At 61.6% G+C, this 14,041-nt stretch carries 17 protein-coding genes and 1 pseudogene; 9 read left to right on the top strand and 9 right to left on the bottom strand.

Annotation, left to right across the window (positions count from 1 at the left end; all coding sequences use genetic code 11):
- Positions 1 to 15: 15 nt before the first annotated feature.
- Both FJW03_RS10060 and FJW03_RS10055 read left to right on the top strand, forming a co-directional pair.
- Positions 16 to 579 carry a DUF192 domain-containing protein gene (locus tag FJW03_RS10060; RefSeq protein ID WP_140767273.1) on the top strand — a complete coding sequence of 188 codons (564 nt, stop codon included), beginning with the start codon at positions 16 to 18 and terminating at the stop codon, positions 577 to 579.
- Between the two features lie 20 nt (positions 580 to 599).
- On the top strand, positions 600 to 1,367 hold the full coding sequence (locus FJW03_RS10055; RefSeq protein ID WP_181173383.1) for an alpha/beta fold hydrolase: 768 nt from the start codon (positions 600 to 602) through the stop codon (positions 1,365 to 1,367).
- A gap of 22 nt (positions 1,368 to 1,389) precedes the next feature.
- Here FJW03_RS10055 and speB read toward each other — a convergent pair whose 3' ends face one another.
- Together speB and FJW03_RS10045 are read right to left on the bottom strand one after the other, a co-directional pair.
- Entirely contained in the window at positions 1,390 to 2,355 is a 966-nt protein-coding gene (gene speB / locus FJW03_RS10050) for an agmatinase (RefSeq protein ID WP_140767271.1), read from the bottom strand.
- 137 nt (positions 2,356 to 2,492) lie between these two features.
- On the bottom strand, positions 2,493 to 3,098 hold the full coding sequence (locus tag FJW03_RS10045; RefSeq protein WP_140767270.1) for a hypothetical protein: 606 nt from the start codon (positions 3,096 to 3,098) through the stop codon (positions 2,493 to 2,495).
- A gap of 133 nt (positions 3,099 to 3,231) precedes the next feature.
- Here FJW03_RS10045 and cysE point away from each other — a divergent pair, with 133 nt between their 5' ends.
- Together cysE and FJW03_RS10035 are read left to right on the top strand one after the other, a co-directional pair.
- Positions 3,232 to 4,080 carry a serine O-acetyltransferase gene (gene cysE, locus FJW03_RS10040; protein ID WP_140607492.1) on the top strand — a complete coding sequence of 283 codons (849 nt, stop codon included), beginning with the start codon at positions 3,232 to 3,234 and terminating at the stop codon, positions 4,078 to 4,080.
- A gap of 153 nt (positions 4,081 to 4,233) precedes the next feature.
- On the top strand, positions 4,234 to 4,437 hold the full coding sequence (locus tag FJW03_RS10035; protein ID WP_140607491.1) for a DUF3126 family protein: 204 nt from the start codon (positions 4,234 to 4,236) through the stop codon (positions 4,435 to 4,437).
- A gap of 52 nt (positions 4,438 to 4,489) precedes the next feature.
- Here FJW03_RS10035 and FJW03_RS10030 read toward each other — a convergent pair whose 3' ends face one another.
- Entirely contained in the window at positions 4,490 to 5,221 is a 732-nt protein-coding gene (locus tag FJW03_RS10030; protein ID WP_140767269.1) for a hypothetical protein, read from the bottom strand.
- Positions 5,222 to 5,343: 122 nt separating this feature from the next.
- On the opposite strand from FJW03_RS10030, the gene FJW03_RS10025 reads away from it, so the two are divergent.
- Both FJW03_RS10025 and FJW03_RS10020 read left to right on the top strand, forming a co-directional pair.
- Positions 5,344 to 5,685, top strand: coding sequence for a DUF6949 family protein (locus FJW03_RS10025; RefSeq protein ID WP_140767268.1), 342 nt, complete (start codon positions 5,344 to 5,346; stop codon positions 5,683 to 5,685).
- 19 nt (positions 5,686 to 5,704) lie between these two features.
- Positions 5,705 to 6,232, top strand: coding sequence for a gamma carbonic anhydrase family protein (locus FJW03_RS10020; RefSeq protein ID WP_140767267.1), 528 nt, complete (start codon positions 5,705 to 5,707; stop codon positions 6,230 to 6,232).
- A 3-nt stretch (positions 6,233 to 6,235) separates the two neighbouring features.
- On the opposite strand, the gene FJW03_RS10015 is transcribed toward FJW03_RS10020, so the two are convergent.
- The 6 genes and pseudogenes from FJW03_RS10015 to FJW03_RS09990 all read right to left on the bottom strand — a co-directional run bounded on the left by FJW03_RS10015 (position 6,236) and on the right by FJW03_RS09990 (position 10,613).
- A complete protein-coding gene (locus FJW03_RS10015) occupies positions 6,236 to 6,802 on the bottom strand; it encodes an ankyrin repeat domain-containing protein (RefSeq protein WP_181173384.1) in 567 nt (188 codons plus the stop codon).
- 85 nt (positions 6,803 to 6,887) lie between these two features.
- Positions 6,888 to 7,640 (bottom strand): annotated as a pseudogene (locus FJW03_RS10010) (NYN domain-containing protein).
- A gap of 354 nt (positions 7,641 to 7,994) precedes the next feature.
- Positions 7,995 to 8,603 (bottom strand): transglutaminase-like cysteine peptidase, encoded by a 609-nt coding sequence (locus tag FJW03_RS10005; RefSeq protein ID WP_140607486.1) that lies wholly within the window; start codon positions 8,601 to 8,603, stop codon positions 7,995 to 7,997.
- A gap of 297 nt (positions 8,604 to 8,900) precedes the next feature.
- On the bottom strand, positions 8,901 to 9,146 hold the full coding sequence (locus FJW03_RS10000; protein ID WP_413466502.1) for a PilZ domain-containing protein: 246 nt from the start codon (positions 9,144 to 9,146) through the stop codon (positions 8,901 to 8,903).
- Between the two features lie 98 nt (positions 9,147 to 9,244).
- Complete coding sequence (locus FJW03_RS09995; RefSeq protein ID WP_140766875.1) at positions 9,245 to 9,862, bottom strand: PilZ domain-containing protein; 618 nt, start codon at positions 9,860 to 9,862, stop codon at positions 9,245 to 9,247.
- Between the two features lie 118 nt (positions 9,863 to 9,980).
- On the bottom strand, positions 9,981 to 10,613 hold the full coding sequence (locus tag FJW03_RS09990) for a PAS domain-containing protein (RefSeq protein ID WP_140766876.1): 633 nt from the start codon (positions 10,611 to 10,613) through the stop codon (positions 9,981 to 9,983).
- Positions 10,614 to 11,003: 390 nt separating this feature from the next.
- Here FJW03_RS09990 and FJW03_RS09985 point away from each other — a divergent pair, with 390 nt between their 5' ends.
- The 3 genes from FJW03_RS09985 to gatB all read left to right on the top strand — a co-directional run bounded on the left by FJW03_RS09985 (position 11,004) and on the right by gatB (position 14,039).
- Entirely contained in the window at positions 11,004 to 11,759 is a 756-nt protein-coding gene (locus tag FJW03_RS09985) for a rhomboid family intramembrane serine protease (RefSeq protein WP_140766877.1), read from the top strand.
- An 87-nt stretch (positions 11,760 to 11,846) separates the two neighbouring features.
- Entirely contained in the window at positions 11,847 to 12,278 is a 432-nt protein-coding gene (locus tag FJW03_RS09980) for a CBS domain-containing protein (protein ID WP_140607483.1), read from the top strand.
- A 261-nt stretch (positions 12,279 to 12,539) separates the two neighbouring features.
- Positions 12,540 to 14,039: an Asp-tRNA(Asn)/Glu-tRNA(Gln) amidotransferase subunit GatB gene (gene gatB, locus FJW03_RS09975; RefSeq protein WP_140607482.1), complete on the top strand. Its 1,500-nt coding sequence runs from the start codon at positions 12,540 to 12,542 to the stop codon at positions 14,037 to 14,039.
- Positions 14,040 to 14,041: the final 2 nt, after the last annotated feature.

The following is a 14,041-nucleotide window of genomic DNA, read 5'->3' as shown; positions in this document are numbered from 1 at the left end:
GGCCGAGGATTTCGCATGACTCACATGAACAGGCTGACGGCGGGCGTGATGTGCGCCGTTGCCGCCGTCATCATCGCCGCGGGCGCCTTCTTCTATTTCCAGGCACCCAGCTCGGCCAATGGCCGGGCGATGATCCTTCCCGTCGATCCGGCGCCGCTGATCGCGGTGACGAAAAATGGGGAACGCTCCTTCTCTATCGAAGTCGCCGATACCGATGCCGAGCGGGAAGCCGGCCTGATGTTTCGCGAGGACATGGCCGCCAATCATGGCATGCTGTTCGTCTTCGACGAGACACGCGACGTCAATTTCTGGATGAAGAACACGCCGATGCCCCTTGACCTGATCTTTGTCGGCCAGGACGGCAGGATCCGTGCGATCAAGCAGGGCGAGCCGCAATCCGAGGCGATCGTGTCGCCGGGTGAGCCGGTCCGCTTCGTGCTCGAGCTCAAGGCCGGCACCGCAGCCCGCGACGGCATCAGGGATGGCGATCTGCTGCGTCATCCCGTGATCGGCACCGCACCGGAGCCCGGCATGCCGCCGGCGAACAAGGGCGATTCTCCGAACGTCGATTCCGACTGAACGCGAGGGGATCGCTTCCCATGCAGTTTTTCTCCCATGATGGATTCGATCTCGTCTTCCTCGACCGCCAGCCGGCATCGGGCGAGGGCGATCCGGTGCTCATGATCCACGGTTTCGCCTCGAGCCACTACGTCAACTGGGTGTCGCCGGGCTGGTTCAAGACGCTCAACGACGCCAGCTATCGCGCCATCGCCTTCGACAATCGCGGCCACGGCTCGTCGTCGAAGAGCTATGACGAGGCCGATTATACACCAGCGAAAATGGCTTCGGATGCCGCCGCCCTGCTTGACCATCTCGGTATCGAACGGGCCCATGTCATGGGCTATTCGATGGGCGCGCGGGTCGCGGCGTTCATGGCACTGTCCGATCCCGACAAGGTGGCGACGCTGGTCTTTGGCGGCTTGGGCATCGGTATGATCGACGGGGTTGGCGATTGGGATCCGATCGCGGAGGCCCTTCTTGCCGACGATCCGGCCGCGACCACCCATCCGCGCGGCCGCTCGTTCCGCGCCTTCGCCGACCAGACCCGCAGCGATCGCCGGGCGCTTGCCGCCTGCATCGCCACGTCACGCGAATTGCTGGGCGAGCAGGATATTGCCCGCATCGCCCAGCCGACGCTGATCGCGGTCGGCACCACCGACGACATTGGCGGCTCGCCCGACGAGCTTGCCGCCCTGATGCCGAACGCCAGGGCTTTTCACATCGAGGGCCGCGATCACATGCTGGCGGTTGGCGACAAGACCTTCAAGCAGCGCGTGCTGGAGTTCTACGCCGAACATCCGCTTTGATCCTGCGCAGGCATGCTTGGGGTCAGTCCGGCGCTCTCGCTTCTTGAACCGATTTCGCCAGCACACACAACAGTTCGAACATCATCGTTGCACCCGCCAACGCCGTCATACCGCCAAGATCGAAGGGTGGCGCCACTTCCACCACATCGGCGCCGATGATGTGCAATCCGTCGAGCAGGCGCACCATTTCCTGCGCCTCGCGGGTGCTGAAGCCGCCGAGCTCGGGCGTGCCGGTGCCCGGTGCCATCGACGGATCGATGCAATCGATGTCGAAGGTCACATAGGTCGGTCCGCTTCCGGCGATGGCGTGCGCTTCTTCCATGACGCTGGCCGCGCCGCGCCGGACGAACTCTTCCATGTAGATGATGCGGATGCCCTGGGCGACCGCCCAATCATGCTCGCCGGGTTCATAGATCGAGCCGCGAATGCCGATCTGCACGACCCGTTTGGGATCGAGCAGGCCCTCTTCGATCGCGCGTCGGAACGGCGTGCCATGCGTGTAGGGGTTGTCGCCGAAATAGCGGTCATTGGTGTCGGAATGGGCGTCGAAATGGATCATGCCGACCGGCCGGTTCCTGGCAACGGCACGCAACACCGGCAGCGTCGTCAGATGATCGCCGCCCGCCGCCAGCGGAATGGCGCCCGCCGCCACGATTGCCGCGATGCCCTCCTCGATGCGCTTCAACCCATCCAGCAGGTTGATCGGATTGACCGAGAGATCGCCGACATCGGCGACATTGGCGATGCTGAACGGCTCGATGCCCGAGACATGGTGGGCGCGCCGCATCAGGCTCGATTGGCTGCGGATCTCGCGCGGGCCATGCCGCGCGCCGGCGCGGTTGGTCGTGCCGCCGCCCCACGGTATGCCGACCAGCGCGATGTCGAGCCCCTCGGCGGTTGTCACCGCTGGCAGCCGCATGAAGGTCGAGAGCCCGGCAAAGCGGGGAACGGCCGAGGCATCGACCGGCTGGAAGAAATTGCTGCTCATGATGTCGGCACCTCAGAAGAATTCATGTTGGACGATACCCTCGGAAAGCGTTTTTCGCAGCCCGCTTCGATACTGTGCCCCCGCAGCAAGGTCGATACAGGGCCACATGCAAGCGCTATGATATCTCCCGACAAAAATCATGCGGAGCTTTCCAGGGCCTCCAGCGACCGCGCCATGTTCAGCCTGGCTTGAGGCTCGAAACGCCGGCGAAATTCCTCGGTGTGGAAAATGTGCGGGCGGGCAAGGAAAGCCTTCAGCACGGCGGCACGTCCGGCACGCCACATCGGCTCCTCCACCCAGTCATATTCGCGGCGGACCGCGCGCTCATAAGCGTCGAACGCGGCCGGCGCGGCCCCCAGGATCGACAGGTCCATGTCGAGGAAAAGACCGGCGTCGCGCATTGCCGCTGCGTCTTCGAAGCGGGGCAAATGATGCGTGGCTGTGGCGAGGATCATCGCGCTGATGCGGGCCAGGCGACCGGCATCGCCGCGGCCCGCGAGCCTTGTCTCGGCAAGGGCGGCACTTTGCGCCTCATTGTCCTTGGCCTTGCTGTCGTAGATGGCGTCGTGGAACCAGATCGCCGCTTCGACGGCTTCCGGGTCGCCTAGTAGCCCCCGGTAGTCGCCGGCCAGCGCAAGCATCGCCTCGATATGGGTAAGATTGTGGTAGTGGCGATCCCCGGCCCGGTAGAGCGCTGAAAGCTCGGTTTTCAGGGCTTCGTCGATCAGGGGTTCGTTTTCCATCGCGGCTTGAATTCCTGCCAACCAAATCCATTTGACAAAGCACTAAGGAAAATTGAGTTCAACCGTGCTATGATCTGGCTTATATGTGCGGCCGCACAACAGGCAAGCCCGCAGGACGCAGGACAAGACGTCGATGAACAGCATCAGCATTTCCCGCCACGGCGCATTGCAGCCGGTCGATCCGATCTGGCGCTCCATCCGTGACGAAGCCATGGAAGCGGTCAACCGCGATCCGTTGCTGGCCGCGTTCCTCTATTCGACGATCCTCAACCAGGAGAGTCTGGAGGAAGCGGTCATTCATAGGATCGCGGAGCGGCTTGCCCATCAGGATATCGGTTCCGATCTCATCCGCCAGACCTTCAAGTCGATGCTGGCCGATGACAAGGACTGGCCGACGACGGTGCGCGTCGACATCCAGGCCTATTATGACCGCGACCCGGCCTGCGACCGGTTCATCATGCCGGTGCTCTATTTCAAAGGCTTTCACGCCATCCAGACCCATCGGCTGGCGCACTGGCTGTGGAACCAGGGCCGCAAGGATTTCGCGCTCTACCTTCAAAGCCGCTCATCGTCGGTCTTCCAGACCGATATCAACCCGGCGGCGCGCATCGGCAAGGGCATCTTCATCGATCACGCCACCGGTCTTGTCGTCGGCGAGACCGCGGTCATCGAGGACGACGTGTCGATCCTGCACGGCGTGACGCTGGGCGGTACCGGCAAGGCCGGCGGCGACCGTCATCCCAAGATTCGCCGTGGCGTGCTGATCGGCGCCGGAGCCAAGATTCTCGGCAATATCGAAGTCGGCCATTGCTCCAAGATCGCCGCCGGATCGGTGGTGCTGTCGCCCGTGCCGCACAACAAGACGGTCGCCGGCGTGCCGGCCCGCGTCGTCGGCGAAACCGGCTGCGATCAGCCTTCGCGCCAGATGGACCAGCTCCTGCCGTCGCAGTCGATGGACCAGGTCGTCAGCTTCGACATCTGATTTTTCACGCCGGCGCGTCCTCCGCCCGTGACCGTGTTTTGCCCGGCGGCGCTGCCGCTTCCGGTGCAATACGGCCGGCTTGCCTTTACATCGCCATTGTCGACGTGCCAGAAGCGCCGTTCAAACCAGCAAGCCGATGATCGGAGAAGACTGTTGAAGCCGGACGAAATCAGAAAGCTGGACGCCTATTTCAAGCGCGTCTTCCAGAACCCCAAGCTTATGGTCAAGGCACGGCCGCGCAAGGAAGACTCGGCCGAAGTCTATGTCGGTGAGGAGTTCCTCGGCATCGTCTTCAAGGACGAGGACGACGGCGACTACAATTTCTCGATGGCGATCCTCGACATCGATCTGGGCTGAGCCCGCAATCCGAGGGCGGGCCACGCCGAGCGCGGCCTGCCCCACCGGTCCGTCAATGTCCGGTTTTCAGGATACGTCCTGCCTCGGCCGTGATCGCAGCGTCGAGCGCCTGCCAGTCGCCAAGGAATTCCCTGGGAAAACGGTAGGTGAGGCTGAGATCGTCGCCGACATGGATGTCCCGCTCGCAGGGCGCCAGCGATTCCCCGGCACTCGGTCCGCTCAGGCAGCGGGCCACGAAGGGGTCCTTGCCCCCGCGCTTGCCGACCACCAGCACCTCGTTCAGATAGCCTGATTTTTCATTGAAGCCGTAGACCGTCGTGGCGCCAGGTCCCGGAATGCCGGGCTGGACGATCAGCGCACTGTAGATCGGCGCGAACCGGCCGCTCATGTCGCGCGACATCATCCGCGGTTCGAAGGACAGAAAAATGATGTTCCTGTTGGTTCCGGAATGGTTGAAATCGTCGCGGGCCGCCTCGCTGTAGCCGTCCATCTGGGGATAGCGCAGATAAAGATCGAGACGTGAGGCAATACCGTCGCGGCGGGCCTGCTCGAAACGGATGAAATTGGCCGGCACGGAAATCACATTGTTGCCGATCACCACCTCGCGCACTGTCGTATCGTCGGTGTATCCGGCCATGGCGATGGAACGGCCGAACCATTTGCCGCCAAGACTGATCGCCACCGACAGCAGCGCCAACGCCGCGAAGGCGTAGAACACCCGCTTCATCAGCATGGAATCGACCACGGTGAGTTCAGGGCCGTCGGCGATCGCTGCCTGCTTCATCTCGGTCCTCGGATCCAGCTTGCTTGCGCCCTTGGGTGTCCCTCGGCGGCACACAGCGCTCGGCATGGCTCTTGCAGCCTTGTGGAGCGACTGTGCAGTTTCATGGTAAATGGACGGTAAAGATGGGCCAGATCGAACTCACTCTGTTTGCTTTTGTCGTCGGGCTGACGGCGTGCGGGCTGGCTGGCTCGGCGATGGAACTGGTGTCTGGCCGCAAGGTCGCCTTCGCCGAACCTTACGTCTCGCCTTCGCATGTGGTGCGCTCGCTGGCGGCGACCGCTTGTGCGGGGCCGTTCATGCTGGTCAACGATGCCCTCGATGCCCGGCGCGAGAACCGCATTTCGACAATGGCGCTCTTGTCATGCGGCTGTACGGCGATCGCATGGTCCCTGGCGCTGGGCATCGTCGTGCTTGCCATTGCCTCGTGGACGATCCGTCTCCTAGGGTCCGGCATTCCAGCCTGAGACGATTCGGAGACCAACAATGCCGCTTTATGCGATCAATGGAACAGAACCCAGCTTCGCCGACGCAGAATCGAACTGGGTCGCGCCCGACGCGACGCTGATCGGCGACGTCAGGGTCGGCCGCAATGCCGGCCTCTGGTTCGGCGTCGTTATTCGCGGCGACAACGAGCCGATCGTCATCGGCGCCGACACCAATGTGCAGGAACACACGGTCATGCATACCGACCCCGGCTTTCCGCTGACGATCGGGCAGGGCTGCACGATTGGCCACCGGGCCATGCTGCATGGCTGTACGATCGGCGACAACAGCCTGATCGGCATGGGCGCCATCGTTCTGAACGGCGCCAGGATTGGCAAGAATTCGCTGGTCGGCGCCGGTGCCTTGGTCACCGAAGGCAAGGAATTTCCGGACAATTCGCTGATCGTCGGCTCGCCGGCCAAGGCGATCCGTGTGCTGGACGACGCGGCCGTCGAAAGGCTGCGCGGCTCGGCCGCGCATTACGTCGCCAACGGCAGGCGCTTCAAGGCGGGGCTGAAAAAGCTTTGAGGCCTATCGACTGGTGTCGTCGGAGCCACGCCTGGCCATCGCCTCGCGCAGCAGCGTGGCGCCAGCATCGAAGCCCGCATGCTCCGCTCCTTCCAGGGCTGTTGCATGGTCATCGACGCGCGTTTTGAGCGAGGGGTCGGCGCCGGCCGACAGAAGCAGGCGGATCGCATCGGCGTCGCGGACCGCCACCGCATAGTGAAGCGGCGTCCAGTCGTTCACGCCCCGCATGTCGAGATCCGCGCCAGCATCAATCAAGATCCGCATGATTTCCAATTTGTCAGCGCGCTCCGTGGAGAGCACCGCAATGATCGACGGAAATCCGCCGTGATGGCTGTAGTTCGGATTTGAACCCGCGCTCAGCAGGGTGGAAATGAAGGCGAGGGGACTCCAATAGATCGCGTATTCCAGAGGATGCCCGAGGCCGAGCTCGAACGGCATCTGTTCGTCAAACCAGCGTCGTGAGCCGCCCAGAAGTGCGCCCAAAGTCCCGAAATCTCCGACCTTGAAGGCGTCGTCGATGGCCCTGAACAGCCGATGGTGTTCGCACCGATCTTCCGGGATTTCCAACATAACCATGATCCGAAACGGGATGGACAGCCGATAGTGCATTGGTTGACTGTCCCTGGGAAGCCGGACAGGAACAGAACTCCGGCACCTATCCGAATTTGTTTTTCGCCTTTTTCGGGGCAGCAGGTTGGAGGCGTATTCGCATAGCCCCGCCTTTAGGTTTTTCGATTTCGAATGCAGCGGTTTCTCTCACCAGATCGCTTAGCTTGCTGAAGCCATAGGTGCGGGGGTCGAAATCGGAAAAGAGATTTGAGAGTTGCTTACAGAAGGTGCCGAGAAGCACCCACCCATCCTCGCTATCCATCTGGCCGATGGCTTTCTTCAACATTGGGGTTGCTGCGCTTGGCGACTGAAGTGGCCTTTTTGCCGGCGCCGCGTCTTGAACGTTCGCCACGCCAGGGAGAAGGTTTTCGGTGCAAACGAAACGTCGACATGCCTGCCGGAAACTCTCCGGGGTTTTCTGTTCTCCAAAGCCGAACACATCGACGCCTTGTTCGCGGATACGAGCGGCAAGTCTCGTGAAGTCGCTGTCGGACGAAACCAGGCAGAAGCCATCAAGGCGACCGCTGTGGAGTAGGTCCATGGCATCGATCACCAGAGTAATATCAGACGCATTCTTTCCCGTCGTATAGGCGAACTGCTGTTGGGGGATGATCGCGTGCTTCGATAGAACGTCGGCCCACCCCTTGGATCGAGCGCTCGAGAAATCGCCTTAGATGCGGCGGACACTGGCCTCGCCGATCCTCGCGATCTCTTCGAACAAGCCATCCGCAATCTTGGCGGAAGCATTGTCTGCATCGATGAGAACCGCAAGGCGTGGAGATCTGGCTTCTGTCGGCATGCGGCGCTTTCTTTGACTGGCGTCTCCAGAGTTGCTCTGGCCGAGCCTTCCGGCAAAACATAGCGGCCGCCGATGCGACCGTCGGGTGACCGGAATAGTGGGAGGAAGACGGTTGTCAGTCAGATCTTTCAGCTAACAAAGTCTAAACCGTTGGAAACTTGCCATAGTAAGGTCCTGGTCCAGAAATGGCGGAGCCGGCCCGGGGACGGGGCCGGCTCCTTTGACCCGGTCGTTGGGGACGGGGAGGGTGGGGACTCGACCGGGTTTCTCCTTAAGCGCGTCGCGTCAAGGTGACGCGCTTGATCTCGGTTCATGCATGCCGCTGTCACAAAGCCGCGGCCTGCATCTGCATCCCTAGCGGACGCTGGCGACCGCGTCGGAGCGGCCGTCGTTGATCGTCACCCAAACGCCGGAATTCTCCGTCGATTGACGCTTGAGATAGGTGTAGTCGGTGTCCGTCCAGGACAGCACCTTGGTTTCCAGATTGTCGAGAATGAACTCACCAAGGCTGGTGCGCACGGTCAGCACGGCGTGGCCGTCGCCATTGGGTTGGCGCGCGACAGTCATCAGCAGGTCGCCGGCGGCCACGCCAACATCCATGAGTTCGCGGCGCTTTTCCAGCGCGTAGTCCTCGCAATCGCCATAGCCATTGTCCGGATAGGCCCAGTACTCCTCGACACCATAGTTTTCCATGTCGGTGCGCGGCTTGATGCGGGTGTTGACTGAATTGTTGATATTGACGATCGTCGCCCAGAGCTTGCGGGTCAGCTCGACCGGCGCGCCCTTTGGCGTCTTTTCGTTGCATTCGCCAGGGATGCGCTGGCAGAATTCATAATGGCCAACGGGCTGAGTGGTGCGGCCGGCGGTGTGCATAAAGGCCGGTCCCGCGGCATATGCTGATCCCCAAGCGGAAAGCTGCATCGCCATTGCCATCAGCAACAGCTTGCCCCTCGTTTTTTTCATTTCTAGTCTCCCCGTTCGAAGGAGACATTGCCACAGGCGGATTTATTTGACGCAAAGGTGCGAAGTAGATATTAAGTAAAACGTCCATATAATAAACCTAAAATTTGAATCATTTGAGTATTGATTTGTTTGGATCGCGTCCAGCCCGTTAGGTATGGGGTCTTGCATCAGGCACCACAGATGACGCTCGGGCTGTCAGAGCGGTTCTGGCGCTTCCGAGAAATTTCAATGGCGGTTGCCACAACAAAAAACCGGCCCCGAAGGGCCGGTTTGATTGAGGCGTGCTGCCCGATCCGGTCAGGCGCGCGGCGTGTTGAACTCGGAATCAAGCGTTTCGGGGCGCTGGATGACGGCGAACTCGATGGCGACGCCATCCTCGAAATGACGAACGATCTGGCCGCGCATGGTGCCCAGCATGACCTGGACGCCGATCGCCGGCTTGACGTCGATCTCGATCGCGGCGCCGGACAGCGACAGGTCGATGATCCGGCACTGGTACTGGGGTCTTGCATCAGGCACCACAGATGACGCTCGGGCTGTCAGAGCGGTTCTGGCGCTTCCGAGAAATTTCAATGGCGGTTGCCACAACAAAAAACCGGCCCCGAAGGGCCGGTTTGATTGAGGCGTGCTGCCCGATCCGGTCAGGCGCGCGGCGTGTTGAACTCGGAATCAAGCGTTTCGGGGCGCTGGATGACGGCGAACTCGATGGCGACGCCATCCTCGAAATGACGAACGATCTGGCCGCGCATGGTGCCCAGCATGACCTGGACGCCGATCGCCGGCTTGACGTCGATCTCGATCGCGGCGCCGGACAGCGACAGGTCGATGATCCGGCACTGGTACTGGCGGCCGTCGGTGAGCTGCAGCACGCTGGTCGGGTTGCGCGGCGCCACGCGCTCGTGGCGGCGGTCTTCCGGCAAGTCAAGCTCGTGCTTGTTGGCAAGCCAGGTCAATTGCGCGGCAAGCTTGTCCTTCTTGCGGTCGGACGCAATCACGGTCATCGCGAAGCCGTCCTGCAACGTACGTGTGACGACGCCCTCGATGCGGCCGATATGGTCGATATACGCGATGACCTTTTCGCCAGGCATGCCGACGCGGTCAGTGCGCAACGCAACGTTGCCGGGCGACATGTCGACGACCTGGCAAGGATGCTCGGTGCGGTCTTCCAGCATGAATCGCCCGTATATCTTGACCCGGACGCGCTGAAAGTTACGCCTTTCAGCTTGGGACGGCGAATAGTCGACCGCCGCTGACCTCATGACTGCCTACACCCTGTTGGCATTCCCGCGCGTGGATGCGAGGAACTTCAGCAGAGAACTACAGCAAAGCGGGTTAACAAAGGGGAAAAACGGGCTGGCGGGACGGTAGGATCGTCAATTATTCCTCGCGCCCGCCATCGAAGACGACGAGATGGCGGATGCGGCGCGCGCGGCCGAGTGCCGAGATCGTTTCGGGCGCCTCGATGTCGTCGGGAACGAGCGAGGGAACGCTGATCGCCGGACGGTTGTTTAGGAGCTCCTTCTCCGGGTCGATGACGCGGATAGAATCGATCAGTGCGTCCGTGATCGGATCGGCACCCAGCCAGAATGGCTTCTCCGCGGCGCTGACCACGCCGAGGCAGCGCGGGTTTTCGACGCCGCCGTCAAGCGGCAAGGCAAGCAATTCGAACTTGTTGGAACGGCCGTTGTGGCTGAACCCCTCGAACATCATCAGCACGACGGATTTCTGGTCGAAAACTCCTTGAATCAGCCGCGAGACCAGCCGCTGATCCTTCTCGCGCCACAGTGACGGAAAGGAGAACCCCTTGAGTTCGCGGCCATAGCAGGCGCAGAGCCTGGTGCCGGCGAGGCGGAATACGGCTTGCCCGCGGGTGTCCCTTTCCAGGATGAACGTATCGGCCAACAGCGACTTGATATCGGCCGGCTCGACTTCCGATCGCATCGGAGCAGGGCGCCCGTCACGCAGTCGGTTCCAATAATGGAACAGCGTGATCGATCCGTTTTGGTTCATGGTATGCTGCTCCGCGCATTCTGTCGTCTGATGTCCCATCGGTGAACAGAAGGGCGCCCTCCGATGACCTACATGCGTTGCGGAGCAGGAAGCGTGCCAGCGTCGTTAACACTTGTTCACGGGTCGGGGCCGTTAAGGTTAACAAGTGGTTTACGTTGCGCCTAGGCGAGCCCTGTGGCACACCAAAACCACTCCAAAAGCGGTCGTTTCGCGACGATCGGCAGCACTTCAGTCAAGAGTTTCGGGGTAACAGGGGACTCGACCAGCCGTTCAAGGGAAACCTTGGACGGCTTCTTTTTTGATTCGCACCGGGACGATTCGCCGTTTGCGGTTCCATTGGCGGTGATCTAGATGCTCGCCAGATCGAACCAGCACCGAGTGCGATTGCAGATGAGCGAACCGGTAAATCCTTCCGAGACCGAACAGGTCGAGAGCGTGCCTCCGCCGGCGCGCGAGCCGGTATTCAACCTGCCGCCGATCGTGCTGGCGGTGATCGGCATTTGCGCGGTCGTCTATCTGCTGCAGCAGTACGTACTCAGCGATGCACAGCAAATGACGCTGCTGTACGACGGGGCCTTCATCCCTGTCCTTTACACCGGGCAGTACGGCTTCGACTGGTTCCTGTTCACCCGCCCCTTCACCTATGCCTTCATGCATGGCGGCTTTGCCCATATCGCCATCAACATGGTCTGGCTTGCCGCCTTTGGCTCGCCACTGGCCAATCGCCTTGGCGGGCTCTGGTTCGCCCTATTCTTCGCTGTCACCGGGCTGGCTTCCGTGGCGCTGTTCTGGGCCATGCACCCTTATGGCGAGGCGCCGCTGGTGGGTGCATCTGGCGCCATATCGGGCATGATGGGTGCGGCCGCGCGTTTCGGCTTCCGCACCGACCGTTCGGCCGGCAAGGCGGCCTTCGCCGGTCCCGTGCTGCCGATCGCGAGTGTTTTGCGCTCGCGCGGCGTCGTGATCTTCCTCGCCATGTGGATGATCATCAATCTTGCCACCGGCCTGCTTGGCTTTGCCCCCGGTGTAGAGGGCCAGATCGCCTGGGAGGCCCATATTGGCGGTTTTGTCACCGGCTTCTTCGGCCTGCGCTGGTTCGACCGGCGATGGCAGGCGCCCGAGTGGGAAGCCCCCGATCACACTTGAAATGCAACCGATCACGGCGCACGATGTTCACTCTCAAGTGAAAGCCGGCCAGGGCAGGAACCGGTTGGCAAAGTAGAGGAGGACGCCATGACGGTTAAGGCCATTCTGGAGCAAAAAGGCCATGACGTGTTGACGCTCGGGCCAAACGAAAAACTCAGTGAAGCCATCCGCATCCTCACAGAACACAAGATCGGCGCACTGGTTATCACCAATGGCGATCGAAAGATCGTCGGCATCCTCTCCGAGCGCGACATCGTGCGGGTGATCGCCAAGGAAGGAGCCGCCGCACTCGACATTGCAGTGCGCTCGGCAATGACGCCGAAGGTGAAGATCTGCAATGAGAACCACACCGTCAACGAGGTGATGGAGATCATGACCAGGGGGCGCTTCCGCCATCTGCCCGTGGAGAAGGATGGCCTGCTGGATGGCATCATATCCATCGGCGACGTGGTCAAGCGTCGCATCGAGGATGTCGAGCGCGAGGCCGAGGAAATACGCGCCTACATCGCCACCGCCTGAGGCGATGAAAGAAAACCGCCGGTCGGAGGGCTGCCGGCGGAACCGATGGTCTACCGGTTGTCGAGTTCGGAGCGGACGAGCTCCAGACCCCTTGTGATGCTGTAGGGACCGCCGTGCGAGCTGGTGGAGGATGCGCTGTCCCCACAGCGCCGAGGGTTTGCGCTTGTCTCTTTTGGCGGTTTGCACTAGCGAAGCGGGTACGATTTGTACCTGCTGAATGTGCAGCGCATTCGGCATTCATCCGAAATTTGACGGCAGGCTATGAGCATCATCGATACCCGCACACCCGACGCAAAACGCCTGATATCAGGCGCCACCGGCGACTGGGAGATCATCATCGGCCTCGAGGTGCACGCGCAGGTCATTTCGGAGGCAAAACTTTTCTCTGGCGCTTCGACCGCTTTCGGTGCGGCACCCAATGCCAATGTCAGCCTGGTCGATGCGGCGATGCCGGGCATGCTGCCCGTGATCAACGAGGAATGCGTCAAGCAGGCGATCCGCACAGGCCTCGGCCTGAAGGCGCAGATCAACCACAAGTCGGTCTTCGACCGGAAGAACTATTTTTACCCCGACCTGCCGCAGGGCTACCAGATCTCGCAGTTCAAGCAGCCGATCGTCGGCGAGGGCACCGTGATCGTGTCGGTCGGTCCCGACCGCCAGGGCGAATTCGAAGACATCGAGGTCGGCATCGAGCGGCTGCATCTGGAACAGGATGCCGGCAAGTCGCTGCACGACCAGCACCCGACCATGTCCTATGTCGATCTCAATCGCTCCGGCGTCGCCCTGATGGAGATCGTGTCGAAGCCCGACATGCGCTCCGGCGACGAAGCCAAGGCCTATGTGACGAAGCTGCGCACCATCATGCGCTATCTCGGCACCTGCGACGGCAACATGGACGAAGGCTCGCTGCGAGCCGACGTCAATGTCTCGGTACGCCGCCCAGGGGGGGCCTTCGGCACGCGCTGCGAGATCAAGAACATGAACTCGATCCGCTTCATCGGCCAAGCCATCGACTATGAGGCGCGCCGCCAGATCGCCATTCTGGAGGACGGCGGCAAGATCGAACAGGAGACACGGCTGTTCGACGCCGTCAAAGGCGAGACCCGCTCGATGCGCTCCAAGGAAGAGGCGCACGACTATCGCTATTTCCCCGATCCCGATCTTCTGCCGCTGGAGTTCGACCAGGCCTATGTCGATGCGCTGGCCAGGGAATTGCCGGAACTGCCCGACGACAAGAAGGCGCGGTTGGTCTCCTCGCTCGGCCTGTCGACCTATGATGCCTCGATCCTGGTGTCGGAAAAGTCGATCGCCGACTATTTCGAGAAGGTGGCTGCCGGCCGCGACGGCAAGCTAGCCGCCAACTGGGTTATCAACGATCTGCTCGGACAATTGAACAAGGCCGGCAAGGACATTGAAAGCGCTCCGGTTTCACCAGATCAGCTTGGTGCCGTCATCGACCTGATCAAGGATGGCACGATTTCCGGCAAGATCGCCAAGGATCTGTTCGAGATCGTCTGGAACGAGGGCGGCGATCCGCGCGAGCTGGTCGAAAGCCGTGGCATGAAGCAGGTCACCGACACGGGCGCCATCGAGAAGGCGGTCGACGAGGTGATCGCGGCCAATCCGGACAAGGTCGAACAGGCGCGCGCCAAGCCGACCATGGCCGGCTGGTTCGTCGGTCAGGTGATGAAGGCAACCGGCGGCAAGGCCAACCCGCAGGCGGTCAACGACCTCGTCAAGGCCAAGCTCGGCATAGAGTAGCC

Source organism: Mesorhizobium sp. B4-1-4 (assembly GCF_006439395.2).
Lineage (GTDB): Bacteria > Pseudomonadota > Alphaproteobacteria > Rhizobiales > Rhizobiaceae > Mesorhizobium.
Note: the sequence above shows the minus strand (reverse complement) of the source record. Positions and strands in the feature narration are given on the sequence as shown.